The organism is Kitasatospora sp. NPDC087315, from assembly GCF_044744345.1.
Classification (GTDB): Bacteria; Actinomycetota; Actinomycetes; order Streptomycetales; family Streptomycetaceae; genus Kitasatospora.
In genome coordinates this window covers 181,635-205,418 of sequence record NZ_JBIUYD010000012.1, presented here as the reverse complement: position 1 = coordinate 205,418, position 23,784 = coordinate 181,635, and the positions used below count along the sequence as shown (strand labels likewise).

Below are 23,784 nucleotides of genomic sequence, written 5' to 3'. Positions count from 1 at the left end.
GCTCCGTCGGACAGCGGGTGTCGGACAGCGGAGCGCAAGGGGTCTGCCATGGTCTTGTCGTCCTCGGGTCGAGGTGTCGGCCGCCGCCGGGTGCTGGGGCTGGCCCTGGGGGCGGGCGTCGCCCCGGCACTGGCGGCCGCCCCGGCGGGGGCCGCGGCCCCGACCACCACCGCGCGGTCCCCCGAGCCGTCCGCCGAGCCGGGCCCGCTCGGCCGGCGGGTCGCCGAGGTGGCGGCCGCGCAGATCGGGGTGCCGTACGCGTGGGGTGGCGGCGACCGGCTGGGGGCGGGCCTCGGGTTCTGCGACGAGGAGAACGGCTGTCTGAACGGCAAGTGCCTCGGCGAGAGCACGGTCGGCTTCGACTGCAGCGGGCTCTCCCTGTACTGCTGGTACCGGGCCAGCGGCGGCGCGGTGGAGCTCGCGCACTACACCGTCGCCCAGTACCACCGCTCCGCCGCCGTGGCGCGCGCCGACCTGCTCCCCGGCGACCTGCTCTTCTTCTCCCGCCCGGACGCTCCGCTGCACCACGTCGGGATCTATGCGGGCGAGGGCGCGATGATCCACGCCGAGCACACCGGGACGCTGGTCGCCCGCCTTGAGGGCGTGCTCGAAATCCCCCGCTGGGCAGGCGAGTTCGCGGGCGCCAGGCGCCCGTCGGCACTCGGGTAGCGGCTGCTCCGCGTCGGCCGGCCCCTGGTGGACGCGGAGCGGCAACCCTGGAGCGCCTGGCACTCCTGTGCGCCCGGCGGCGCGAGGACGTCGTCCCGCACCGCGCGGGCCTCGGCGCCCACCGGGACGTCGCGGACCGGGCCGTCCTCGGGCGGCGGGTGCGGCGGCCGCCCCGGCCGACGCACCGCTCCCCCTCACAGGGCCGCCTACACGGCACCGTCCCACAGGTCGGCGCCGTCCCACAGGTCGGAGCTGCCCGCCGCGACCAGGGCGCCGATCCGGGCCAGGGCCTGGCCGGCGGGCAGCGGGTCGAGTCGGCGGCCGTCGCGCAGCCGCAGGGCGACCAGGTCGTCCGCCGCCTCCCTGGCCCCGACCACGGCCTGGTAGGGCACCAGTCGGGCCGCCCGGATCCGGGCACCCAGGCTGCCGTGCTCAGGCCCGGCGACCTCGGCCCGCAGGCCCAGGTCGAGGCAGCGCTGCCGGAGCCGGTCCGCCGGTGGCAGCTCGTCGTCGGAGACGGGCAGCAGCACGATCTGAGTGGGGGCCAGCCAGGCCGGGAACGCGCCGCCGTACAGCTCGATGAGGTGGGCGACCACGCGTTCGACGCTGCCGATGACACTGCGGTGGACCATCACCGGCCGGTGCCTGGCGCCGTCGGCGCCGATGTAACGCAGGCCGAAGCGCTCCGGCTGGTGGAAGTCGATCTGCACGGTGGAGAGGGTGGACTCACGCCCGGCGGCGTCGGCGATCTGGATGTCGATCTTGGGCCCGTAGAACGCCGCCTCCCCCTCGGCCGCCTCGAACGGCACCCCGGAGCGCTCCAGCACCTCGGTCAGCAGCGCGGTGGCCCGCTCCCAGAGCGCCGGATCGGCCACGTACTTGCCGCCCTCTCCGGGCAGCGAGAGGCGATAGCGGACCGGACGGATGCCGAGCGCGCGGTGCGCCTCGCGGATGAGCTCCAGCGCGGCCACCGCCTCGTCGCCGGCCTGCTCGGGGGTGCAGAAGACGTGCCCGTCGTTGAGCTGGATCGCCCGCACCCGGGTCAGCCCGCCGAGCACCCCGGACGGCTCGGAGCGGTACATGCTACCCAACTCGGCCATCCTGAGCGGAAGTTCCCGGTAGCTTCGGGCCCTGGATCGATAGATCAGGGCGTGGTGCGGACAGAGGCTGGGCCGCAGCACGACCTGCTCGGCGCCCAGGTCCATCGGAGGGAACATGTCCTCGCGGTAGTGCGACCAGTGGCCGGAGATCTCGTACAGCTCGCGTTTGCCGAGCACCGGCGAGTACACGTGCCGGTAGCCGGCCCGCCGCTCACGCTCACGGATGAACTCCTCCAGGGTGTGCCGGACGGCAGCCCCGGCCGGCAGCCAGTACGGCAGGCCGGAGCCCATCAGCGGGTCGGTGTCGAAGAGTTCGAGCTCGCGGCCGAGCTTGCGATGGTCGTGCATGGCGGTGGTCTCCACTCGGTTCTGCGGGCGAGTGGACCGGTACGGCGAAGCCCCGGGGCACTCACCCCGGGGCTTCGGACTAGCTCAGCAGTCAGCGCGCCGGGACTCTCTCCGGCGTCGTCGTGACGACAACAGCGCGCTTCATGGTCGCCACGGTAGCAGGCCGACGGCCCCTGAGGCAGGAAATCTGGCGGGACACCGAAGACCCCACGGTGCTCTGTGCGGGGACCACGCAGCCGCGCGCCGGCGGGGCCCACCCGAGGCGGGTGGCGGCCCTCGCCGTCCCGGCGGATCACATGTTGATCATGTGACCGGCCAGCCCGTGGATCGCCTCCTTGACCGCCTCGCCGAGGGTCGGGTGGGCGTGGACGTTGCGGGCGACCTCGTGCACCGTCAGGTCCCACTGCTGCGCCAGGGTCAGTTCCGGCAGCAGCTCGGTGACCTCGGGCCCGATCAGGTGGGCGCCGAGCAGCTCACCGTGCCTGCCGTCGCTGATGACCTTGACGAATCCGATCGGGTGCCCGAGGCCGTGCGCCTTGCCGTTGGCGGCGAACGGGAACTTGGCGACCTTGACGTCGTGTCCCAGCTCCCGGGCCTGTGCCTCGGTGTAGCCGAAGCTGGCGATCTGCGGCTGGCAGTAGGTCGCGCGCGGGATCATCACGAAGTCCAGCTCCATGGTCTCCGCCCCGCCGATGGTCTCGGCGGCGATCACACCCATCGACTCGGCCGCGTGGGCGAGCATCAGCTTGGCGGTGACGTCACCGATCGCGAAGATGTGCTCGACGCTGGTCCGGCCGCGCCCGTCCACGGCGATCGCGCCCCGGTCGGTGAGCTTGACGCCGGTGTTCTCCAGGCCGTAGCCGTGCACCCGGGGTGCGAAGCCGATCGCCTGGAGCACCTTGTCGGCCTCCAGGACCTGCTGCTGCCCGTCGCGGACCACGGTGACCTTCACCCTGGCGGCCGGGTCACTGTCGTCGATGGACTCCACCCGGGTGGAGGTGAGCACCTCGATGCCGAGCTTGCGGTACTGCTTGGCGAGTTCGGCGGAGACCTCGACGTCCTCCAGCGGCACCATCCGGTCGAGGAACTCGACGATGGTGACCTTCACCCCGTAGTTGTGCAGCACGTAGGCGAACTCGACGCCGATCGCGCCGGCGCCCGCGATGATGATGCTGCCCGGAAGCTCCTCGGCGAGGATCTGCTCCTCGTAGGTGACCACGCGGTCGCTGAGGCTGGTGCCGGGGAGCAGCCGGGTGGTGGCGCCGGCCGCGATGACGCAGTGGTCGAAGGTGACGACCTCGAAGCCGCCGCCGCTGAGCGCGACCTGGAGGGTGCGGTCGTCGACGAAGGTGCCCCGGCCGTCGTACTCGGTGATGCCGTTCTTCTTCATCAGGTAGTGGACGCCCTTGACCCGGCCGTCGGCGACCGAGCGGCTGCGGCGGAACGCCTCGCCGTAGTCGAAGCTGACCTGGCCCTCGACCTTGATGCCGAAGGTCTTGGCCTCCTTGGTGACGATGTGCGCCAGCTCGGCGTTGCGCAGCAGCGCCTTGGAGGGGATGCAGCCGACGTTCAGACAGACCCCGCCCCAGTACTTCGCCTCGATGACGGCGGTGCGCAGGCCCAGCTGGGAGGCCCGGACGGCGGCGGTGTAGCCGCCGGGGCCCGCGCCGAGGACGACGACGTCGTAGTGCGTGCTGCTCATGGTGCTGACTCCTCCGGAGGTGCCACGGTGACGTGATCCGGATGCCATCGTGTCAGGAGCCCGGCCGGCGCACCCATCGGGGCCCTCCGGACGCCCGCCTCCGCCGGCGGGCCGCACCGGGAGCGGCGGGCCCGCCGGCGGAGGCCGCGCGTCAGGCGTCCACCTCGTGGGTGTGGCCCTCGCGCAGGCCGCCGCCGCTGCCGGCCTGGCCGTCGGTGTGCTGCGGCGTCACCGGCGCGTGCAGCGAGGAGAGGTCCCAGGCGTAGGTGCCGACGGAGTCGGCGATCACGTCGATGTTCACGTCGAAGGCGCCCAGGTCCAGGTTGCCCAGGTTGTCGCAGGCCTTGTGGTAGCACTTGTCGAACGCCACTCCGGCGGTGCCGCCGTACCGGGCCGCCTGCGCCGCGGACTTGATCACCTCGGCGCCGGTGTCGGTGCCGCCGGCCGGGATGCCCGCGTCGATGAACGGTCCGTAGTCGGAGCGGCCGGTGAAGTCGGTGCCCTCGTGGGCCTTGCCCCGGCGGTCCAGGTAGTCGGTGATGTGCCGCTCCAGCTGTGCCGAGCCGTCGGGGCCGGGCCCGGAGCCGACGTGGTCGGAGTCGTCGCCGTCGTAGACGAACTGGGCGAAGTTGGGCGAGGCGATCATGTCGAAGTTCAGATAGAGCTTGATCTTCTTCTGCTCGGCCTCGGACAGGGACGTCACATAGGCCTCGGAGCCCTTGAGGCCGAACTCCTCGGCGGACCACCAGGCGAACTTGACCTTGTTCTTCACCGGCCGGGTGCCGAGGTTCCTGGCGACCTCCAGGATGCCCGCCGAGCCGGAGCCGTTGTCGTTGATACCCGGTCCGGCGGCCACCGAGTCGAGGTGGGAGCCGATGAAGACGGTGTTGTTCGCGTCCCCGCCGCGGGTCTCGGCGATCACGTTCCAGGTCGTGCGCTTCTCCATGAAGGTGCGGATGTCCAGGCCGACCGTGACCGGACCGGCGGCGGCCTCGGCGGCCAGCGCCTGGCCGGCCGCCTGGGTGATCCCGCCGGTCGGGACCCGGCCCGCCGTCGGGTCGGTGAGGGTCCCGTTGAGGTCGCCCTCGGTGTTGTTGTAGATGATCGCCCCGACCGCGCCGGCCGCCGCCGCGGCGGCCTGCTTGATCGCGAAGCTGCAGCCGCCGCGCTTGATCAGCGCGATCTTCCCGGTGAACGCGCCGACGGCGTAGTCGCCCGCCTCGCAGCCGGTGGTGTCGTCCACCGGGACGACCGCCAGCTCGGCGGTGAGGCCGGCCGCCGGGCCGCCGGCCGAGTACGTCATCGCCTTCACGGGCACGGACTCGTTCTGCGGCGACAGGACCGTCAGCCGCTCCGTGAGCGCCTCGAAGAACGTGTACTCGAACTCCTGCTTCGACACCTTCAGCCCGGCCCGGCGGGCCTGCTCGTAGACGTAGCGGGCCGACTCGTCGTGCCCCCGCGCGCCCGCCACCCGGGTGCCGCCGTTGCGGTCGGCGATTCGCTGGAGGACCTTCAGGGTGTCGTAGGCATCACGGGCACTGCTCTCCGCGACCAGCCGCGCCGCCAGCTTCGCCCCCTTCCGCGCCGGGTCGGGGTCGGCGGCGGCGCTCCCGGCACCGACCAGCAGCAGCGGGGTCACCAGGGCCGCCACCGCGAGCGCGGCGCCCGCGGCACGGCGGGCCGGGGCGGCCGAGGAGCGGGGCGGGGCGGTCAGGCGACGGGTCCAAGCGTTCAAGGCGAGTCCTTCCGACAGTCCGTGGGACTCCCGATTTGACATGCCCGGCGTCGGCTTGCCAACCCCGCCGCGCAAGCTGACCGGATGCGGACACCCGGCCGCGCGGTGATCCTGGAAGGGAGGGGGCGTCTCATCCAGGAGTGTGACCGCATGTCCATGATCGAGAAGATCAAGCAGATGCTGAAGGGCCACGAAAGCCAGGCCGAGAAGGGCGTAGACAAGGGCGGCGACATGATCGACGAGCGTACCCAGGGCAAGTACAGCGGGCAGGTGGACACCGCCCAGGAGAAGCTCAAGGACCAGTTCCGCGACCAGCCGCCCCAGTAGCCCTCGGCCTCGCGCCATTCGCGGGCCCGACAGCCCGCCGGAGCGGTCCGACCGCCCCGTGGACCCCGCACCCCGGTCCGACGCCCGATCCGGACCGGGGTGCCGCATGTCTCGGGACCCGCGCTTCCGGGGCTCCGCATCCCGGCCGATCCCCGGGCCGCCGAGCCCCTTCTCCGGGGTGCTCGCCACGCCGTCGACGTCCCCGGCCACCGGCGGACTTTACATACTCATTACTATTGGCGGTAGCGCTTCCGCGTGCCGCACGTGGAGCGGCGCAGGTCACCCCCGCACCGCCCGCCAGGCCGGCCCCTGTTCCGGCGCAGTCGCGCACGCCGTTGGAAGCCCTGACGAGAGGACAGCCGCCGTGTCGATCCCCCGTGTCCGGACCACCACCCTGCCCGGTGTCGGCGTCCAGTACGACCTGACGACCCGAGAACAGCGGCACCTGTCGGTCATCGCGCACCGGGACGGCTCACGGAGCCTCAACGTCTACCGGTCCGACGACCCCGACGCCTGCTCCCAGGCGTTCCGGCTGACCGCCGATGAGTCCGCCGCCCTGGTGGACGCCCTGACCCCGGCCCACCACAGCCCGGGCCTGCTGCACACCACCGACCTCGGCCTGGTGGCCGAGCGCATCCCGGTCAGCGGCACCTCGCACTGGAACGGCCGGCTGCTCGGCGAGACCCAGATGCGGACCGCCACCGGCGCCTCCATCGTCGCGGTGCTGCGCCGCACCGATGCCGTCCCCTCCCCCGCGCCGGACTTCCGGCTGGCCGGCGGGGACATCCTGATCGTCATCGGTACCCGCGAGGGCGTGGACGCCGCCGCCGCGATTCTGGGCAGGGAGTGATCGGATGCACACCGCGAGCGTTTTCATCGAACTCGGTTCGGTCATCCTGGTCCTCGGCCTGCTCGGCCGAATAGCCGGCCGCTACGGCTTCTCCCCCATCCCGCTCTACCTGCTCGGCGGACTGGCCTTCGGACAGGGCGGACTGCTGCCGCTCAGCGCCAGTGAGGAGTTCGTCGCCACCGGCGCGGAGATCGGCGTCGTCCTGCTGTTGCTGATGCTGGGCCTGGAGTACACGGCCGCCGATCTGGTGACCAACCTCAAGGCCCAGTACCCGGCAGGCGCCGTGGACTTCGTCCTCAACGCGCTGCCCGGCGCGGCGGCGGCCCTGCTGCTCGGCTGGGGGCCGGTCGCGGCCGTGGTGCTGGCGGGGGTCACCTGGATCTCCTCGTCCGGGGTGATCGCCAAGGTACTCGGCGACCTCGGACGGCTCGGCAACCGGGAGACACCGGTGATCCTCAGCATCCTGGTGCTGGAGGACCTGGCGATGGCCGTCTACCTGCCCATCCTCACCGCCCTGCTGGCCGGGGCCGGGCTGCTCGCGGGCTCGATCACCCTGGCCATCGCCCTCGCCACGGCCGGCGCGGTGCTGTTCATCGCGCTCCGCTACGGGCGGCTGATCTCGAAGTTCGTCTCCCACGACGACCCGGAGAAGCTGCTGCTGGTCGTCCTCGGGCTCACCCTGCTGGTCGCGGGCATCGCGCAACAGCTCCAGGTCTCGGCCGCGGTCGGGGCCTTCCTGGTCGGCATCGCCCTCTCCGGCGAGGCCGCCGAGGGTGCGCACACCCTGCTCAGCCCGCTGCGGGACCTCTTCGCCGCGGTCTTCTTCGTCTTCTTCGGGCTCAGCACCAACCCCGCCAGCATCCCGCCCGTGCTGCTGCCGGCCCTGCTGCTGGCCGTGGTCACCGCGCTCACCAAGGTCGCCACCGGATACTGGGCCGCCCGCCGCGCCGGAATCGCCGAACGCGGCCGCTGGCGGGCCGGCGGGGCGCTGGTCTCCCGCGGCGAGTTCTCGATCGTCATCGCCGGGCTGGCCGTGACCGCGGGCATCGAACCCGAACTCGGGCCGTTCGCCACCGCGTACGTCCTGATCCTGGTGGTCACCGGCCCGCTCGCGGCCCGGTACACCCAGCCCGCCGTGGAGCGGCTGGGCGCGCTGCGCCGGCGCGGCCGCCCGGCGCCGGCCACCGTCGCGGACGTGCCGCCGGGGCTGATCCCCGAGCAGCCGGAGCTCGCCCACGAGGAACAGGTCAACAGCCTGCCGCGCTGACCCCCAGCAGGCCAGGGCGTCTCCTGCGGATCCCGTCGCACACCCGGCAGGATCCGCAGGAGACGCCCTCAGCTCTTCCGGCCGTCCTGCTCGTCCGGGTTCTTGTGATCCTTCCGGCCCGTCGGGGGCTCCGCGCCGCAGTGCTCGCACCGGCCGGGCCCGGACCGCTCGCGCAGCCGCCCGCACTCCTCGCACACCCGGTCCGGCCAGCAGGCCGGCTCGCCGCCTTCGTCCATACCGCCGATAATCCCCCGTCCGGCTCCCCCGGCACCGACCGGTGCGCACCCGCGGATAGACACTGTCTACGGCGCGCTGGTAGACAGTGTCCATGAACGATCAGGACAGGGGTCTTCGCGCACGTCTGGTGACGGCCGGGGTCGAGCTACTGGCCGGCGAGGGCGTCCACGCGCTCACCCTGCGCGAGATCGCCCGCCGGGCCGGGGTCTCGCACGGCGCCCCCCGCCGCCACTTCCCCACCCACCGCGAACTCCTCGCCGCCATCGCCGGACACGGCTTCGGTGAACTGGCCGCCGCCCTGGCCACCGCCGACGCCCAGGCGGGCCCCGGGGCCGGCCCGCGCACCCGGCTCGCCGCGCTCTGCCGCGCCTATCTCGGCTTCGCGGCCGCCGACCCCGGCATGTTCGAGCTGATGTTCCGCCACGACCTCCTGGAAGGCAGCGGTGCGGACCTGCGGCGGACCACCCTGCCGCTCTTCGAGACCTTCACCCGCCTGGTCGCCGAGGTCCGGCCACCGTCCGGCGGGGCGCCGGCGGCCGTCGCCACCGCGCTCTGGGCGAACCTGCACGGCCTCGCCCAGCTCCGCACCTGGGGCAGTCTGCGGCTGGCCACCGGCGCCGACGACATCGAGCCGCTGCTGCGGGCCGCCCTGGACGCCCACCTCGGCCCGGAGCCCCGGTGAACCGGGTCGGCCGCCGGGGCCTCGTCCTCACCGGCAGCATCACCGGCGCCGTGATCGTCGCCCTGGACGGGACGGTACTCACCGTCGCCCAGCCCAGCATGCAGCGCGACCTGCACGCCTCCCTCGGAGCGGTGCAGTGGACCAGCACCGCCTACCTGATCGCGGTGGCGAGCCTGCTGGTCTTCGCCGGCCGGCTCGGAGACCGCTACGGCCATCAACACGTTTTCGCCATCGGCGCGTTGGGCTTCGCCGCCACATCGGCCGGGATCGGCCTCGCGCCCGGCATCGGCTGGGTCGTCGGCCTGCGCGTCGCCCAGGGCGCGGCCGGCGCGCTGCTGCAACCGGCCACCCTCGGCATGCTCCGCGCGGCCTACCCGGCCGACCGGCTCGCGATGCCGATCGCACTGCGGACCAGTGCGATCGGCCTGGCGGCCGCGGCCGGTCCGCTGGTCGGCGGCGCGCTGACCGCCCAACTGGGCTGGCGCGCCGTCTTCTTCCTGACCGTCGGTCCGGCCCTCGCGGTCGGCCTGTCGGCGCTCGCCGTACGGCTGCCGCGGCCGCCCTCGGACGGCCGCGCCGCCGGGCTCGACCTGCCGGGCGCCGGACTGCTCGCGGTCACACTCGTCTGCCTGGTCCACACGCTGGTCGGGATACCGGAGCGGGGCTGGACCACCGCCACCGGGCTCGGGCTGCTCGTCACCGTGGCGCTCGGTCTCGCCCTCGCCCGGCACGAACGGCGCGCCGCCCACCCGTTGCTGCCGCCGGCCGTGCTCGGGTCGGTGACGGTCACCGCCGCCCTCGGCGTCCTGCTGACGGCCTCGTCGGCGATCTTCGGCACGCTCTTTCTGGGGACCTACTTCCTGCAGGACGTGCTCGCCCTCGACCCGCTGGCGAGCGCCCTCCGGGCGCTGCCGCTCGCCGTGGCCATGGTGCTCGCCGCCCCCGCCTCCACGGTTCTGATGAAGCGTCAGGGAGTGCGGCGCGCCGCAGTCCCGGGGATGGCGCTGATCTCCCTGGGCGCGCTGCTGACGTCCGGGCTGGACGAGTCCTCCGGCGCCGTCGCGATCGGCGGCTGCTTCCTGCTGCTGGGCGCCGGCTTCGGGACGGTGATGGTCACCGCGACCGCCGTCGTCGTCCGCGAGGCGGCCGCGACCCATGCCGGAGTCGCCGGCGGCCTCCAGCAGACCGCCCTGAACATCGGCCCCGCCGTCGGGGTCGCCGCCGCGACCACGCTGGCCGGCCACGCGCCGCTCACCACCGCGCTCGGCCCGGCCGTCCTCGCCCTGGCCGTCGTCGCGGCCCTGGGCACCGTGCTCGCCGCCGCCCTCCCCGGCCCGTCGGGGGCCGGCGTTCCGGCCCGGCCCGAGGCCGTCCGGGGCCGCGCCTGAGAGCCCCCGGAACGGTGCGAGGGGTGACCGGAATTGCGGCCTTCCGGACCTGGCGCAACCGGGCGGAACCGTCGCTATGATGATCCGCCTCACACCATGGTGTCGCCAGGGCGTGAACCGTCCGCCGGGCCACGCCCGCACCCTCTGGAGGCCCTCATGCCCGCTGCCGCCACCAGTACCGTCCACCCGCCGCGCCTGACGCGGGACGGCATCCCGGGCTGGTTCTTCAACGTCGACCAGGAGGCCTTCGGCCACTTCCTCTCCGCCCAGAACGAGGCCGGCCGCACCGGCGACATCCTCGAACTCGGCACCTATCTCGGCCGCAGCGCCGTACTCCTCGGCGACCACCTCAAGCCCGGCGAGCAGCTGACCGTATGCGACCTGTTCGACTCCGAGGCCGGCGACGCCGACAACGCCGCCGAGATGACGATGTCCTACCGCAAGACCCTGACCAGGAGCGCCTTCGAGGCCAACTACCTGGCGTTCCACGCCCGGTTGCCGGTGATCGTGCAGGCGCCCACCTCTGCGCTGGCCGACGGGCGGATCCCGGCGGGCAGTTGTCGCTTCGTCCACGTCGACGCCTCGCACCTGTACGAGCACGTGGCCGGGGACATCGGGGTGGCCCGGGCCGCGCTGGCCGAGGACGGCCTGGTGGTGCTCGACGACTACCGTTCCGAGCACACCCCGGGCGTCTCGGCCGCGGTCTGGCAGGCCGTGTTCACCGGCGGGCTGCGCCCGGTGCTGCTCACCCCGATGAAGTTCTACGGGACCTGGGGGGACGCGGAGGCCGCACAGCGGGTCCTGCTCAGCCGGGACTGGCGGTCTGAGGGCTACTCCCTGGACGAGGACAGCATCGCCGACGCCCGGGTCCTGCGGCTGAAGCGCCCGGTGCGGCCGGCCGGGACGCAGCCCCGGTCGGCCTCGCGCCGGCTGGCGCTGGACCTGCTGCCGCCGGTCGCCACCAGGGCGACCCGGCGGGTGCTCCAGGCGCTGCGCAGCCGCCGCGCGGCCGAGGCGGTCCGGACCGGCTGAACACGGCCCGGACGGGCCGGGCGGTCCGGCCCCGGATCCGGCTCCCGGCCGGGGTCAGTACGCTGTCGCCATGCGCCGCGCCACCGTCTCGCCCATAGCCTCCGGGCTGCCCCGATGAGCACGTTCGTCCCGCCGGAGCCGCCGCTTTTCGCGGTCGCCTCGCCCCGCGAGAAGGGCGCGCGGATCGTCACCGACGTCCTGGCGCCGGCCCATCTCGTCATAGCTCTGCTCCTGCTCGTCGGCACCCACAGCGCCGACGACTGGTCGGGCGCCGGGTGGGGGCTGCTGGCGGCTTCGTTCTGCGGGGTGGTACCCATCGGGATCATCGCGCTGGGGGTCCGGCGCGGCACGCTGACCGACAAACACGTCCGGATCCGCCGCCAGCGCGTCGTGCCGCTGGCGGCGAGCCTGCTGTCGGTGCTGGCGGGGGTGGCACTGCTGTACGCGCTGCACGCCCCGGCGGAGGTCTGCGCGCTGGTCGTCGCCATGCTCGGCGGCCTGCTGTCGGCGCTGGCGGTGACGGTCTGGTGGCAGGTCTCGCTGCACAACACGGTGGCCGGGGGCGCCGCGATGATCCTGGTGCTGGTGTTCGGCCCGGCGCTGCTGCCGTTCGCGGCGGCCGTCCCGGCGGCGGTGGGCTGGTCGCGGCTGGCGCTGAGGGCCCACACCCCGGCCCAGGTCGCGGCCGGAACGGCACTCGGCGGCGTCTGCGCGCTGGTGTTCACCCTGCTGCGGTGACCTCGGGGCCCGCCGCCCGGACGCTTCCCGACCACCGCGGTCCGCTCTCCCCCGGGCCTGCGACCGCGCCCTCGCCCGGGCACCGATGCCCCCGCCACGGCTGCGCGCCGATCTCCGAAGCCACCGGGATCTCACCGCTCTCCGCGCGCCACAGCTATTGATATTTCATTCCTATTGATCCGACTGGATTCACCCTTACGAGGGAACTTCGCTTAAAGATTTGCCCACGGAACATTAAAGGCCACATAGTGATTACGCCTCAGTTGGTCCTAGATATGGCCAAGTCCAGGCAAAGTCCCGTGGCGTCGCGCGGGGTGGCGGCCCCGTCGGCAGCCGATGCGGTGGCCCTCCGCACGACGCCTCCCTGACAAGCGAGGAGAAGGCGTTGCTGCACGAAAACACGGCTTCGGGCTATGGACAGCGGCTCCGCGAGGAGATCGCGAGGCCCGGGGCGACCCCTCTCATCGGCGTCTACGACATGTACTCGGCGTCCATCGCGGCCGAGCACTACAACGGCATGTTCGTCTCGGGCTTCGGCTTCGCGGCGTCCTACTACGGCCTGCCGGACATCGGCTTCATCGCCTGGCCCGACATGGTGGCCTTCGTCGAGCGGCTGCGCGGCGCCTTCCCCCGGCACCATCTGCTGGTCGACATCGACGACGGCTACGTCGATCCCGAGGTCGCCTGCCACGTGGTGCGCCGACTCGAACGCATCGGCGCCTCGGGCGTCATCCTGGAGGACCAGAAACGGCCACGCCGCTGCGGCCATGCGGACGGCAAGCAGGTGCTCCCGCTCGGCGAGTACCTGGAGAAACTGGACCTCGTCCTCGCCAACCGCAGCGACCTCGTCGTGGTGGCCCGGACGGACGCCACCGAGGAGGGCGACATCCTGGAGCGCGCCGAGGCCCTGGCGGCCACCGACGCGGACGTCGTCCTGGTCGACGGGGTACGCAGCGAGGAGTGGATCCGGCGGATCCGTCAGGTCGTCAACGGCAAACCGCTGCTGTTCAACCAGATCGCCGGCGGGAAGTCGCCCCGGCTCTCGCTGTCCGAGCTGAGCGACCTCGGGGTGGATGTCGCGATCTACAGCACGCCGTGCCTCTTCGCGGCGCACCGCGCCATGGACGAGGCGCTGGCCGGCCTGAAGGTGGCCGACGGCCGGCTGCCGGCCGCCGCCGGGGAGAGCCGCCAGGTGGGGGTGCGCGAGTCCACCGAACTGCTGGAGCGGAACATCGCCCGCCCGCGCGAGACGGTGACGGCGTGACGGCCTCGCTGCCCGGGCCCGCGCCGAACCATCCGGATCCGCCGAAGGCAGGGCTGGGGCCGGGGCCCGAGCCGGGAGCAGGGGCGGAGCCGGTGGCGAGGTGGGCGGTGGCCCGGTGGCGGGCGGCGGCCGCCGGGCTGGCCGGGGTCTGTGCGGTACTCGTCTGCGGTGCGGTGCCCGCGTCGGCGGAGGGCAGCCTGATCACGGTGCTCGACAACTCGCACGCCGACTCGGTGCTGGAGGTCGACCGGACGGCCAACCTCCAGACCGGCAGCGGGACGGCGGGGAGCGACCACGACGGCGCCAACGCCCTGGTGGGCGGCCTGCTGGGCTCCGGGACGGCCGGCTCGACGACAGGGAGCGGCGGATGAGCGGTGGGCTTCCGAGGCACGGCCCGCCGCCACCCGGCCCCGGTTGCTCCGAACCCGATCCCTCGGGCCCGCCCGGGGCGGCCGCGCCGTCTGGCCCGGATGACCGGGATGACCGGGATCGGCCCGGTCCACGGCTCCGGTTGCGCGGCCTCGACCCCTACATGGCGGCGCTCGCGGGCACCGTCGCCCTCGCGGCGCTGCTGCCCGCCACCGGTTCGGCCGCCCGGGCGGCCGAGCTCTCCTGCGACCTCGCGATCGGGCTGCTCTTCTTCCTCTACGGCGCCCGGCTCTCCGCCCGGGAGACCTTGAACGGGCTCCGCCATCTGAGGCTGCACGGGCTGGTGCTCGCCTGCACCTTCGTCCTCTTCCCCCTGCTCGGGCTCGCCACCGCCGTGCTGACACCGTTTCCGCTGACCGCGCAGTTGCAGACCGGTGTGCTCTTCCTCTGTCTGGTGCCCTCCACGGTGCAGTCCTCGGTGGCGCTCACCGGCGCCGCCCGGGGCAATGTCCCGGCGGCCATCTGTGCGGGCACCTACTCCAGTCTGGCCGGCCTGGTCCTCACCCCGCTGCTGGCCGCCTGGCTGCTGGGCTCGCACACCGCGCTGTCCGCGGACGGCCTGCTGCGGATCGGCGGGCAGTTGCTGGCACCTTTCCTGGCCGGGCAGTTGCTGCGCCCGCGGATCGGCAGATCCCTCACCCGGCACAAACGGCTGCTCACTCCGGTGGACCGGGGCTCGATCCTGCTCGTCGTCTACACCGCGTTCAGCGCGGCGATGGCCCAGGGCATCTGGAGCCTTGCCACGCCCGCCGCCCTGCTCGGGCTGCTGGCCGTGCTGCTCGCGCTCCTCGCCGCCGCCCTGGCCTTCGCCCACCTCGGTTCACGTCTGCTGGGGCTCGACCGGGCGTCCGGAATCGCGGCCGTCCTCTGCGGCTCCCAGAAGAGCCTGGCGAACGGTCTGCCGATGGCCACCGTGCTGTTCGGACCGCAGGCCGGCCTGCTGGTGCTGCCGCTGATGGCATACCACCAGCTTCAGCTGGTGGCCGGCACTCTGCTCGCAGGCCGCTGGTCCAGGGCTCCCGACGAGGCGGGGCCGGACAGGGCCGTTCCCGGGTTGCCGCCCGAAGCCGACCCGGCCGCGCCCGGGCCACCGGCGACGCCCGCCGACCAGCGGGCCCGGGTCAGCCACCCGGGCGTGTGGCAAGCTCCCGGGTGATTCCGCGGCGAAGACGAGCCGAGGCCCCGGGCAGCGACCCCAGCCCCCTGGCCCGGTCCCCCGGCAGGTCGGGGCGCCGGGCCAGGGCCAGTACCGCCGCGAAGGGACGGTGACCGGCAGCGAGTTGCCGGGTGACGGCGTCGTACACGCGGTCCAGGGCCTCGCCCACGGTCGCGGGGTGTTCGGCGAGCAGCAGAAGCAGCCGGTTGTCGTTCCACGGGGTGTGCCGGCGATCGGCCAGTCCGGCGAGGACATCTCCCGGGGTGGCCGGGTTCGCCGCGATCGCGTGCCAGACGAACGGGTACCCACAACGGGCGAGTTCGCGCAGCACCACGGGGTTGGCCGTGCGTTCGGCGAGGCGGCGGTAGTCCCCGCCGTCGTGCAGGTGGTCGAGAGCTTCGAGATCATCCATACCGGCGGGCCACCGTAGCAACTCCGCCCGCCGGCGCCCACCCCGGAGGGCGGAGAACTGGTCGGTCCCCTCACCAGGGGCGGGCACCAGGGGGCGGGTCAGGGCCGGGCGGGCGGCGCCGAGAGCGCGGTGTCGGGCAGGGTGGGCAGCGGGAAGAGGGGCGGTGGCGTCCAGGTGGAACCGGCAGGCGCGAACGGGCCCTGCCGCCGCCGCAGCAGGCCGAGGGCGCGGTCGCGGGCCTGGTCCACCAGTCGGTGGTGCGCGTCGTCGATCAGCCCGAGCCGCCTCGCCTGCGCATACTCGTCCTCGTCCTTCCAGGCGTGCGTGGAGAGGTCGGGGGCGGCCACCAGGTCCAGAAAGAGATCGAAGGTGTCGATGCCGATGGCGGTCCGCCGGTGGGGCAGTTCGAAGTTGACGTACCAGCGGAGCGGCCGGCCCTGCTCGTCGAGGAAGCGGTGCACGCTGAAGTACTCGCCGGCTGTGTAGCAGCTGAGCACGGTGGTGTCGCGCCAGACCCAGCGACCGAGTTCCCAGCGGCCGGCGGCGAGATCGGCGATCCCCTGTTTGCGCACCGCCTCGTCACCGGTGCGCAGCGAGGTGATCCAGGTGGTCGGCGCGAGGCTCTCGATGCCCGGCCAGGCGGCGAGGGCGAGGGTGTCGCCGGTGTCGGCGAGGGTGCGCAGCGGCATCGCCGTCCACACCTTGCCGTGCATGATGTCCCGCCGGACGGCGGTGGCACCCGGCTCGAAGGGTTTCTCGGAGTTGGCCGTCATGTCGGCAGTCTGGCAGCGCCTGGGCGCCGCGGGGCCGGCCCCGCGGCGCATCAGTCGATCGGGGGGCCGCTCGGCGGTGGGGTTGACGTCTCCCTCGGCGGTGGTATGTCCCCGGGTCGGGGTGTGACGCGCGGTCGTCCGGGTGCGTCCGTTGCCCGCCGCTGCCCGTCCGCGCGCCGCCCGGGGGTGCGAGCGGCGGGCGGCGGGCGTTTCCCGGTCAGCGAACGTAATAGGGACGGTTGTGGGCGGCGACCGGCGCGGACTGGTAGGTCCACACCCCGGCGGCCGGGGCGTCGGCGATGAGCCGGGCGAGGTCGCGGGCGGCCTCCTCCGCCGGGTTGCCGAGGGCGAGGCGGACCCGCTCGGCGGTGCGGTCGTCGAGGGCGTAGTAGCGGTAGGGCTGGTGGACGTTGAGCGGGCCGGCCAGCAGGGTGCCCTCCTCGTCGGTGCCGTAGCCGGTGATCGGCGTGTTGCTGACCGGTTCGGGGGTCAGGCCCACCAGGTCCGCCTCGACGGCGAACAGTTCCTCGTCGTGGCGCCGCAGGCCGTCCGGCCCGAGCGAGGCCCGACGGCAGGAGACCGACCAGCGCTCGCGGACGGACGGCGCGTTGAGCGAGGGCATCACCGTCTCGAACCAGCCGGGGTACTTGGGCTCGGCGTACAGCCTGGTGCCCGCGTCGATGGCGAGCGGGTTGTCGCACAGGACGTGCAGCCGGGCGATGCCCAGCAGTTTGGTCTGGTCGTACCCCCGGGCGTACTGGCCGTAGTTGAGCACGGGCACCCGGTCGCCGCTGAACAGCGGGTGGGCGATGACGTTGATCTCCACCTCCTGGGTGATCCCGCCGCCGCCCGGGTAGTGCGCGAAGTAGAGCTGGTAGTTGAGCGAGACGCAGGCCATGCCGTCGAACTCGGCGGCGGCCAGCCCGGGGTGCCGCTTGCCGAGCAGTTCGCGCACCGGCTCGGGCTCGACCAGGTAGTCGACGCCGATGTTGTGCAGGGCACCGTAGTGGAAGGGCAGATGGTAGGGCTCCGGCACGGGCGGGAGCGGAAGGCCGACGGTCATGAGGACTCCCGAATGGTTTCGGCGGGCGGGGTGGACGGCGCGGGCAGGGGGGACGGCGCCGGCCCGGAGACGGACGCGGAGACGGAGGCGGAGACAGGCCCCGGCGGCCGGGTGGCGGGAAGGGTCACCGGGCGGCGCAGCGCCAGCAGGTCGCGGTGGATCCGGTCGGCGCTGCGCAGCGCGAGCGCCGCCATGGTGAGTGACGGGTTGGAGGTGCCGAGCGAGGGCATGGAACCGCAGCCGACGGCATACAGGTTGGGGTGGTCCCAGCACCGCTGCCACTGGTCGACGACGGAGTTCACGGGCGAGTCGCCCATGACATGGGTGCCGCCCGCGTGGCCCGCGCCCCGGTAGGCGTAGGGGCGGCCCTCGAACTCCAGCCGGCCCGGCCACTGCGGGCCCGCTTCGTAGCGGGTGTGGTCCTCGGCGCCGAGGAGGGCGAACAGCTGGTCGGAGACGGCCCGGGCGGAGGCCATCCCCCGCCGTACGTACGCGGAGAGGTCGTAGTCGAGCACCGGGCGCGGAAGGCCGAGGCCGTCCCGCAGCGACGGGTCGAGGGTGACCCGGTTGGCCGGGTCGGCGGGCTGTTCCAGTTCGAACTGGAGCGAGAACTGTCGGCCGAGCCGGTCGCCCAGCCGGTCGCGGAGCTCCTTGCCGCGCAGTCCCGCGCCCAGGAGCGCCGTGACCTCCGTCTGCGGCGGTCCGGCGGCCCAGGACCAGCCCCAGTTGCCGATCTCGATCCGGAACGGCGCGCGGAGCAGGCGGGGCGCTCCGAAGCGGAAGGCCTCCAGCCCGCTGGTCGAACCCGGCCCGCGGTACGGGCCGACGGGCCGGGGCATCAGGCCCCAGGTGAGCAGCACCGGGTGGTCCATCAGATTGCGGCCGACCTGGTCGCTGCGGTTGGCCAGGCCGGAGAGCAGGAGCAGCTTGGCGTTCTCGATCGCGTGGGCGGCGAGCACGACCAGCTCCGCCTCCACCCGGTGGGCGGCACCGCCGGACAGGTACTCGACGCCGGTGACCCGGCCGGTGCCGTCGGCCAGCACCCGGCTGACCACCGCCTCGGTGCGCAGCCGGACGGTGGGCGCCCAGCGTGCCTGGGTGCGCAGCGGGGTGTACTTGGCGTCGGTCGGGCAGACGGGGACACAGCTGGCGCTGCCCGCACAGGGGCTGCCGAGCGGGCGGCCCGGGCGCCCGGGCTCGGTGGGCAGACCGTTGCGGGCGTGCGGGGTGGCCGTGACGGTGAGCGTGGCGGGGTCGGCCACGGCGGGGTCGCGGACGGTGCGGCCGTCGAGGACGTCGGCGAGGCGGCGGTCGAGGTAGCTCGGCGCGATGGCGCGCATCGGGAAGGCGTAGTCGTCGGGGATGGGCAGTCCGACGGCCTCGCGCTGCTGGTCGGCGTCGGCGGCGACGCCGAGCTCCCGTTCGGCCCGGCGGTAGTACGGTTCGAGGTCTCGGTAGGTGATCGGCCAGTTGCGGCCGTGCCCGAGGTCGGCGGTGCGCAGGTCCTCGGGATGCATGCGCGGTGCGAGTCCGGTCCAGAGCAGGCCGGTGCCGCCGTTGGCCCGCAGGTACCCGCTGGCGTAGGGCAGCGGTCCGCGCTGGACGAGGTAGCCGGTGGCGGTGAAGCCGCCGTCCGGGAGCCCGGTGAGGTCGCCGACGTCGGGGGACGGGGCGTCCGCGCTGTGCGGGTACGGGGAGGTGGGTGTGCCCCCGGCCGCGGCGCGGTACGCCGTCGCGGTGGCGGCGGCGCTGTCGGCGGGTCGGCCGGCCTCCAGCACGAGGACCCGCCAGCCCTGCGCGCCGAGGCGTTGGGCGACGAGCGATCCGGCGAAGCCCGCGCCGACCACGATGGCGTCCCAGCGCGCGCTCACCGGTCGCCACCACCGCGCGGGGCCTCGGCCCAGCTGCCGTAGCCGGGTGCGGCGGCGCCGGGCGGGGTGCCGTGGAAGGTGCGCCACATCAGGCCCTCGTCGTGGGCGCGGGCCGAGGACGGTGCCTCGTTGGGCCAGGCTCCGACGTACCAGAGGTGGATGAGGGCGTGCTCGTCGCGGACTCGGTGGGCCAGCGTGGTGCGGTGGTGTTCATGGGCCATGCCGGTCGCCCGCAGCTCGGTCTCGTCGAAGCCGGTCAGCCCGGCGGAGATCCTGAGGAACTCGTCGAAGTCGGAGAGGTCGGTCCGGTCGGCGAGGTCCTCCGGGTCCGGGAGATCGCCCGGGCCGGCGTGGTCGGCCGGCTCGAAGAGGTCGTCGGTCGCTGGCAAAACGGGCACCCCCACAGTGATCGCTGTGTGGCCAGGACATGCCACTCCATGACTGGACGTGGCACGACGTGGCCGACCGCCGCTGCGATCCTGCCTCCCGCTTCGGTGGCGCCAGGCCCGATGTCGGGAAGTGCCCCTCCTTGGAACTCTTTTGACCGATCCATGTCTGACCATGAACGGAATGCGATCAGCCAACCGATCGGTAGCGCCACGCCCGCGCCGCTCGGTCCCGTACCCTCCGGGTGCCCACGGCCCTGAGCCCCGGATGTCCCCCGCTCGGCCCAGCGCAGCGCGCGGTGATGCTGCCCGGCTGCGATCTTCGGAGCACGCGGTGCGCCCACCGCCGCGTCCGCGTTGTGTCGACACCTGGAGGCCCGGATGTGGCAGGCTCCCCCCGCCCCCGTCGAGAACGAGTGGCTGCCGGTGCTGGACATGCCCGCCCCGGCCCCGCAGAACCGGCTGACCGTGCTGGTGCGCGTCCTGCTGCTGATCCCGCAGTTCGTGGTGGTGTGGGTGCTGTCGGTGGTGGCGTTCTTCGTCGCCGTGGCCGGCTGGTTCGTCGCACTGGTACTGGGCCGACTGCCCGGCTTCGCCGCGGTCTACCTCACCAACTACGTCCCGTACGAAACCCGGGTGAACGCGTATCTGCTGCTCACCGTGGACCGCTATCCGCCGTTCCGGTTCCACACCCCGGAGTATCCGGTGCGGGTGGAACTGCGGCCCGGTGAGCTGAACCGGCTCGCGGTGTTCTTCCGGCTGGTCCTGGCCGTCCCGGCGATGATCGTCCAGAGCCTGCTGTACGCCGGGTGGTGGACGGTCGCGTTCTTCGGCTGGCTGGTGGTGCTGATCATGGGCCGAATGCCGCTGCCGCTCTTCGAGGCGACGGCGGCGATCCTGCGCTACCGGATGCGGTTCATGGCGTATCTGCTGCTTGTCTCCTCCGCCTACCCCAAGCGGCTCTTCGGCGACGAGCCGGGCTCGGTACCGGGCGGCCCGGTGTCGGCGACCCGGCCGCTGGTGCTGAGCGGCGGCGGGCGCGGGCTGCTGGTGGCGTTCCTCCTGATCGGGCTGATCTCCTGGGCCACCGGCTCGATCACCACCGCCGTCACCTCGGACGAGGACGACAGTCACGACATCGAGCAGGTCACCGGGCCGCTCGTGCCCGGTGCGGCCGGCACCGCACGGTAACGGCCCCGGGATCACACCTCCGGCGGACCGGCCCCGACCATCCCGTCGGGTCCGGCCGGTCCGCCGGTCCGTCTTGCGATCCGTCCGGCGCCCTCTCCGGCGTTCCGGCCCGCGATCCGTCCGGAGGCCTAGAAGTCTCCTGAAGATCTTGTTGGTGGAGGGGTGTCCCGGGTGAGGGTGCCCCTCCATCGTTATGTGGCGGCGGGGGCGAGGGTCCAGGTGTGGCCGGCGGGGCAGGTCACCTCGCCTTTGGCGGTGTCGGCGTGGAAGTCGTCGGCGGTGAAGCCGCCGGGGACGGCGGGTCGCGGTGGTGGCGGTTTGATGATCAGGGTGCGGCCGTCGGTTTCGAGGGTTTCGCGCAGGTCGCCGGTGCCGTAGGCGGTGTCGCCGAGGACGGTCAGGTCCCCGGTCCCGTCGGCGAGGAGAGTCCGGGCGACGGCGGCCTCGTGGTTCTCGGCGCCGGTGCCGGCGGTGAGCTCGACCTCGGTGAGCAGGCCGGTCTCGGGTTCGAAGGCGCCGTGGGCGCGGAAGTCGTCCTGGTAGCGGGTTCGGTTCTTGTGGGTGTGGCGGGCCTCGGGATCGACGGTGGAGACCACCCGGTCGTGGACGGTGCCGCGGGCGATGCGCCAGCGTCCGTCGCGCCTGTCGGAGCCGTCGGTGACCTCCATGTCCTGGCCGGCGACCAGGGCCAGCAGCCCGACCGCGTCCGCGGCCTTCTCGTCCAGCTGCCGTTCGGGCAGGCGGCCGAGCAGGTTGAGCGCGTCACGGACCAGGGCGTCGACCAGGTCGGCGCGGGCCTGCTCGTCGTTCCAGGCGATGCGGGGCTTGCCCGGGTCGGTGTAGAGGTAGCGCATCGGTTCGCCGCTGCCCTGGTAGGAGGTGCCGTCGAGGTAGAGCGCTGCGGCGGCCCGGGCGAGTTCGTTGGCCCGGTGTTCGACGGCGGCGAGGAAGTCGGCCGGCGCGCCGGCGGTGACGTGCTCCGGGTTGGGGAGGTACTCCCAGCTCCAGGTCATCCGGTCACCGCCGGCTAGGCGGCGCGGTAGAGCTTGGCGATGGTGGTGGCGTGGTTGGCGAGGTAGTTCGCCCGGTGGTAGGCCTGCGCGGTGGCCGGGTGCCGTTCGATCTCGACAACGGTGGCCCAGCGGTCGACGAACGAGCGGATCGGCTGGACGCTGCCCGTGGTGATGGCTTCGGCCATGGCCTTGGTCTGCCCGTCGATCATCTCCGGGAGGCGGTCCGCGGCGACCACGGCCAGGGCGGCCTTGAGAGCGGCCGGGTGCTGCTCGGGCCTGGGAATAAGCTCGACTCCGTCGTGCGCGGGCTGACTCATGGCGGCGCTCCTCTCGTTGGGTGTGAGGCTACTCGGCATCGGCCGGGCGGTCGGCGTCCTCACGCGGCACCGCGCACGGCGCCGGGCTGCGACTGGCGGGCGGTGCGCAGCGGGACGGCATGGCCGCGGGCGACGGCCTGGGCGGCACGGTGACGTGCAAGAAGGTCGCGGGCTCGGGCGGCTTCGGCCAGGGCCTGCTCGTCCTCGACCGTGGGGCGGTGGTCGCGCTCGGTCCCCGTTGGGGCGGGCGGCGCGCAGGGCGGTGCGGGCGAGGTCGGCGCCGCCGGGCTCCTGGGTGGTGCTGGTCATGCGGTGAACCTCCTGACGGGGATGCGGGCGTGCCCGGCGGCGTCGGCGATCTGCGCGTCCAGGGCCCGGTTGTCGGTGAAGGCGAGGACCAGGTCGGCGTCGGTGAGGAGCCGGGCGACCAGGTCGTCGTCGGTGAGTGGCGGGTGGCGGTGGTCGGGGGCGGCGTCGAGGCATTTGCAGGGCCCGTCGCGGTCGACCGGTTCGTTGGGCTGGCCGTTGGCCTGGGCCCAGCGGCGGGCCAGGTCGCCGACTGAGCCTTCCCCCGGGAGGTGGACACCGGGGTTTCATGCGGCGAGGGTGACCCTACGGGACGCCGCTGTCTGCTGTTCGAACTGGACCGGGCTGAGGTAGCCGAGCGTGGAGTGGCGACGGCGGAGGCTGTGGAAGGAGACCCAGCGGAACACCTCCAGCCTCGCCTGATGCCGGCTGGCCCATCGGGCCCCGTGCATCAACTCCCGCTTCAGCGAGGCGAAGAAGCTCTCCGCCGCGGCGTTGTCGTAGCTGGAGCCGACCTTCCCCATGCTCCGCCGGCTCCCGTGGCACCGGCAGAGTCCCGCGAACTCGGCCGAGCCGCCTTGAAAGCCTCCGTCCGAGTGGAAGATCACGCCGTCGACCAGGCCACCGCGGATCGCCACCGCGGCCTTCAGGACGTCAGCGACCAGCCGAATACACATGTGGTCGGCCATCGACCAGCCCACGAGCCGGCGCGAGTGCAGGTCGATGACGGTGGCCAGGTACATCCACGAGCCGCCGACCGGTAGATATGTGATGTCGCCGGCCCACCGGACATCGGGCCCGCCCGCGGTGAAGTCCCGTCCGACCAGGTCCGGCGCCGGCGGCACGCTCCTGTCCTGGACGATGGTTAGGCAGCGTTTGCACAGGTGACGGCCGATGATGCCGTGCTCACGCATCAGGCGGGCTATCCGCTTGCGGTTGACCACCCGACCTTGGGCCCGCAGTTCCGCCCGCACCCTCGGAACCCCGTAGGCGCCCCGCGTCTCCCGGTGGACCTCGCGGATCTCGCCCACCAGCGCGGCCTCCGCCGCCGCCCGGTCGGCACGCGCCCGAGCACCGGCCCGCCAGGCGCAGTAACCGGATCGGGCGACGCCCAGGATCTCGCACAACCGCTGGACACCGAACTCGGCGGCGTGGGCGGAGACGAAGTCCCAGCGGCGGGCCCTCACTTCATCTCCCGTGTGAAATACGCGGCTGCCCGGCGCAGGATCTCCTTCTCGACCTGCCACTCGCGCTCGGCCGTGCGAAGCCGCGCGAGCTCGGCCCGCTCCTCGGCGTTCAGCGTCTGCCCGGCCGACGCCGGCCCGGCATCGGCAGCGCGCACCCAGTTCCGCAGGGTCTCATGGTTGACCCCGATCTCCTTCGCCACCGCCGCGAACGTGCGCCGACCCTCCGAGGCCCGGTACAACGCGACGGCATCACGGCGGAACTCGTCCGAGTACTTCGACGGACATCCCGCCTGGACTTCCCTTTCTGGATCTACAAGATCCAAGTGTCAGGGTGTCCACGT

General features: G+C 73.3%; 24 protein-coding genes and 1 pseudogene. 13 read left to right on the top strand and 12 right to left on the bottom strand.

Annotated features, from left to right (window positions below; translation table 11 throughout):
- Window positions 1–48 precede the first annotated feature (48 nt).
- On the top strand, window positions 49–669 hold the full coding sequence (locus ACIO5D_RS19525; protein ID WP_400796603.1) for a C40 family peptidase: 621 nt from the start codon (window positions 49–51) through the stop codon (window positions 667–669).
- A 206-nt stretch (window positions 670–875) separates the two neighbouring features.
- On the opposite strand, the gene thrS is transcribed toward ACIO5D_RS19525, so the two are convergent.
- The 3 genes from thrS to ACIO5D_RS19510 all read right to left on the bottom strand — a co-directional run bounded on the left by thrS (window position 876) and on the right by ACIO5D_RS19510 (window position 5,533).
- On the bottom strand, window positions 876–2,132 hold the full coding sequence (gene thrS / locus ACIO5D_RS19520) for a threonine--tRNA ligase (RefSeq protein ID WP_400652988.1): 1,257 nt from the start codon (window positions 2,130–2,132) through the stop codon (window positions 876–878).
- A gap of 277 nt (window positions 2,133–2,409) precedes the next feature.
- Complete coding sequence (gene lpdA / locus ACIO5D_RS19515; RefSeq protein WP_363612291.1) at window positions 2,410–3,819, bottom strand: dihydrolipoyl dehydrogenase; 1,410 nt, start codon at window positions 3,817–3,819, stop codon at window positions 2,410–2,412.
- A gap of 151 nt (window positions 3,820–3,970) precedes the next feature.
- Window positions 3,971–5,533: a M28 family metallopeptidase gene (locus ACIO5D_RS19510; protein WP_400653055.1), complete on the bottom strand. Its 1,563-nt coding sequence runs from the start codon at window positions 5,531–5,533 to the stop codon at window positions 3,971–3,973.
- Between the two features lie 171 nt (window positions 5,534–5,704).
- Between ACIO5D_RS19510 and ACIO5D_RS19505 the strand changes: the two genes are divergently transcribed.
- The 3 genes from ACIO5D_RS19505 (at window position 5,705) to ACIO5D_RS19495 (ending at window position 7,998) form a co-directional block, all read left to right on the top strand.
- The gene (locus tag ACIO5D_RS19505; RefSeq protein ID WP_363612293.1) at window positions 5,705–5,881 is read left to right on the top strand and encodes an antitoxin; all 177 of its coding nucleotides are present in this window, start codon (window positions 5,705–5,707) and stop codon (window positions 5,879–5,881) included.
- Between the two features lie 364 nt (window positions 5,882–6,245).
- On the top strand, window positions 6,246–6,731 hold the full coding sequence (locus tag ACIO5D_RS19500) for a TrkA C-terminal domain-containing protein (protein WP_363612295.1): 486 nt from the start codon (window positions 6,246–6,248) through the stop codon (window positions 6,729–6,731).
- Between the two features lie 4 nt (window positions 6,732–6,735).
- The gene (locus ACIO5D_RS19495) at window positions 6,736–7,998 is read left to right on the top strand and encodes a cation:proton antiporter (RefSeq protein WP_363612297.1); all 1,263 of its coding nucleotides are present in this window, start codon (window positions 6,736–6,738) and stop codon (window positions 7,996–7,998) included.
- Window positions 7,999–8,066: 68 nt separating this feature from the next.
- On the opposite strand, the gene ACIO5D_RS19490 is transcribed toward ACIO5D_RS19495, so the two are convergent.
- Window positions 8,067–8,234 carry a hypothetical protein gene (locus ACIO5D_RS19490; RefSeq protein WP_400796600.1) on the bottom strand — a complete coding sequence of 56 codons (168 nt, stop codon included), beginning with the start codon at window positions 8,232–8,234 and terminating at the stop codon, window positions 8,067–8,069.
- Between the two features lie 92 nt (window positions 8,235–8,326).
- Between ACIO5D_RS19490 and ACIO5D_RS19485 the strand changes: the two genes are divergently transcribed.
- The 7 genes from ACIO5D_RS19485 to ACIO5D_RS19455 all read left to right on the top strand — a co-directional run bounded on the left by ACIO5D_RS19485 (window position 8,327) and on the right by ACIO5D_RS19455 (window position 14,924).
- Window positions 8,327–8,917: a TetR/AcrR family transcriptional regulator gene (locus ACIO5D_RS19485; protein WP_400652982.1), complete on the top strand. Its 591-nt coding sequence runs from the start codon at window positions 8,327–8,329 to the stop codon at window positions 8,915–8,917.
- The gene (locus tag ACIO5D_RS19480) at window positions 8,914–10,305 is read left to right on the top strand and encodes an MFS transporter (protein ID WP_400796597.1); all 1,392 of its coding nucleotides are present in this window, start codon (window positions 8,914–8,916) and stop codon (window positions 10,303–10,305) included. Before ACIO5D_RS19485 ends, ACIO5D_RS19480 begins: the two co-directional genes overlap by 4 nt.
- A 156-nt stretch (window positions 10,306–10,461) precedes the next feature.
- On the top strand, window positions 10,462–11,337 hold the full coding sequence (locus tag ACIO5D_RS19475) for a class I SAM-dependent methyltransferase (protein ID WP_363612307.1): 876 nt from the start codon (window positions 10,462–10,464) through the stop codon (window positions 11,335–11,337).
- A gap of 114 nt (window positions 11,338–11,451) precedes the next feature.
- Window positions 11,452–12,075 (top strand): hypothetical protein, encoded by a 624-nt coding sequence (locus tag ACIO5D_RS19470; protein ID WP_400796594.1) that lies wholly within the window; start codon window positions 11,452–11,454, stop codon window positions 12,073–12,075.
- A 385-nt stretch (window positions 12,076–12,460) separates the two neighbouring features.
- Window positions 12,461–13,339 carry an isocitrate lyase/PEP mutase family protein gene (locus ACIO5D_RS19465; protein WP_363612311.1) on the top strand — a complete coding sequence of 293 codons (879 nt, stop codon included), beginning with the start codon at window positions 12,461–12,463 and terminating at the stop codon, window positions 13,337–13,339.
- Window positions 13,340–13,431: 92 nt separating this feature from the next.
- Window positions 13,432–13,710 carry a hypothetical protein gene (locus tag ACIO5D_RS19460; protein ID WP_363612313.1) on the top strand — a complete coding sequence of 93 codons (279 nt, stop codon included), beginning with the start codon at window positions 13,432–13,434 and terminating at the stop codon, window positions 13,708–13,710.
- A 161-nt stretch (window positions 13,711–13,871) separates the two neighbouring features.
- Window positions 13,872–14,924: a bile acid:sodium symporter family protein gene (locus ACIO5D_RS19455; protein ID WP_400796673.1), complete on the top strand. Its 1,053-nt coding sequence runs from the start codon at window positions 13,872–13,874 to the stop codon at window positions 14,922–14,924.
- Here ACIO5D_RS19455 and ACIO5D_RS19450 read toward each other — a convergent pair.
- The 5 genes from ACIO5D_RS19450 to ACIO5D_RS19430 form a co-directional block, all read right to left on the bottom strand.
- Window positions 14,890–15,336, bottom strand: a complete 447-nt coding sequence (locus tag ACIO5D_RS19450; RefSeq protein WP_400796592.1) for a hypothetical protein — start codon at window positions 15,334–15,336, stop codon at window positions 14,890–14,892. The two genes, ACIO5D_RS19455 and ACIO5D_RS19450, sit on opposite strands and share 35 nt — an antisense overlap.
- Before the next feature lie 98 nt (window positions 15,337–15,434).
- The gene (locus ACIO5D_RS19445; protein ID WP_400652975.1) at window positions 15,435–16,109 is read right to left on the bottom strand and encodes a DUF402 domain-containing protein; all 675 of its coding nucleotides are present in this window, start codon (window positions 16,107–16,109) and stop codon (window positions 15,435–15,437) included.
- A gap of 217 nt (window positions 16,110–16,326) precedes the next feature.
- Window positions 16,327–17,172: a hypothetical protein gene (locus ACIO5D_RS19440; protein ID WP_400652973.1), complete on the bottom strand. Its 846-nt coding sequence runs from the start codon at window positions 17,170–17,172 to the stop codon at window positions 16,327–16,329.
- Entirely contained in the window at window positions 17,169–19,043 is a 1,875-nt protein-coding gene (locus ACIO5D_RS19435; RefSeq protein WP_400796589.1) for a GMC family oxidoreductase, read from the bottom strand. Before ACIO5D_RS19435 ends, ACIO5D_RS19440 begins: the two co-directional genes overlap by 4 nt.
- Window positions 19,040–19,432 carry a hypothetical protein gene (locus ACIO5D_RS19430; RefSeq protein WP_363612323.1) on the bottom strand — a complete coding sequence of 131 codons (393 nt, stop codon included), beginning with the start codon at window positions 19,430–19,432 and terminating at the stop codon, window positions 19,040–19,042. The genes ACIO5D_RS19435 and ACIO5D_RS19430 overlap by 4 nt, the downstream gene beginning before the upstream one ends.
- A 378-nt stretch (window positions 19,433–19,810) precedes the next feature.
- Between ACIO5D_RS19430 and ACIO5D_RS19425 the strand changes: the two genes are divergently transcribed.
- Complete coding sequence (locus ACIO5D_RS19425) at window positions 19,811–20,620, top strand: DUF4389 domain-containing protein (protein WP_363612325.1); 810 nt, start codon at window positions 19,811–19,813, stop codon at window positions 20,618–20,620.
- Between the two features lie 224 nt (window positions 20,621–20,844).
- Here the strand turns inward: ACIO5D_RS19425 and ACIO5D_RS19420 are convergent.
- Window positions 20,845–21,462, bottom strand: a pseudogene (locus ACIO5D_RS19420) (transposase); the annotation flags it as partial.
- 185 nt (window positions 21,463–21,647) lie between these two features.
- On the bottom strand, window positions 21,648–21,950 hold the full coding sequence (locus tag ACIO5D_RS19415) for a hypothetical protein (protein WP_400796586.1): 303 nt from the start codon (window positions 21,948–21,950) through the stop codon (window positions 21,648–21,650).
- 338 nt (window positions 21,951–22,288) lie between these two features.
- Between ACIO5D_RS19415 and ACIO5D_RS19410 the strand changes: the two genes are divergently transcribed.
- Window positions 22,289–22,513 (top strand): hypothetical protein, encoded by a 225-nt coding sequence (locus tag ACIO5D_RS19410; RefSeq protein WP_363612329.1) that lies wholly within the window; start codon window positions 22,289–22,291, stop codon window positions 22,511–22,513.
- 30 nt (window positions 22,514–22,543) lie between these two features.
- Here ACIO5D_RS19410 and ACIO5D_RS19405 read toward each other — a convergent pair.
- Window positions 22,544–23,766 (bottom strand): IS3 family transposase gene (locus ACIO5D_RS19405; RefSeq protein WP_400796583.1). Its coding sequence is split into 2 segments (ribosomal slippage): window positions 22,544–23,505 and window positions 23,505–23,766, totalling 1,224 coding nucleotides; the frame shifts between segments, so codons are not numbered across the junction.
- Window positions 23,767–23,784 lie beyond the last annotated feature (18 nt).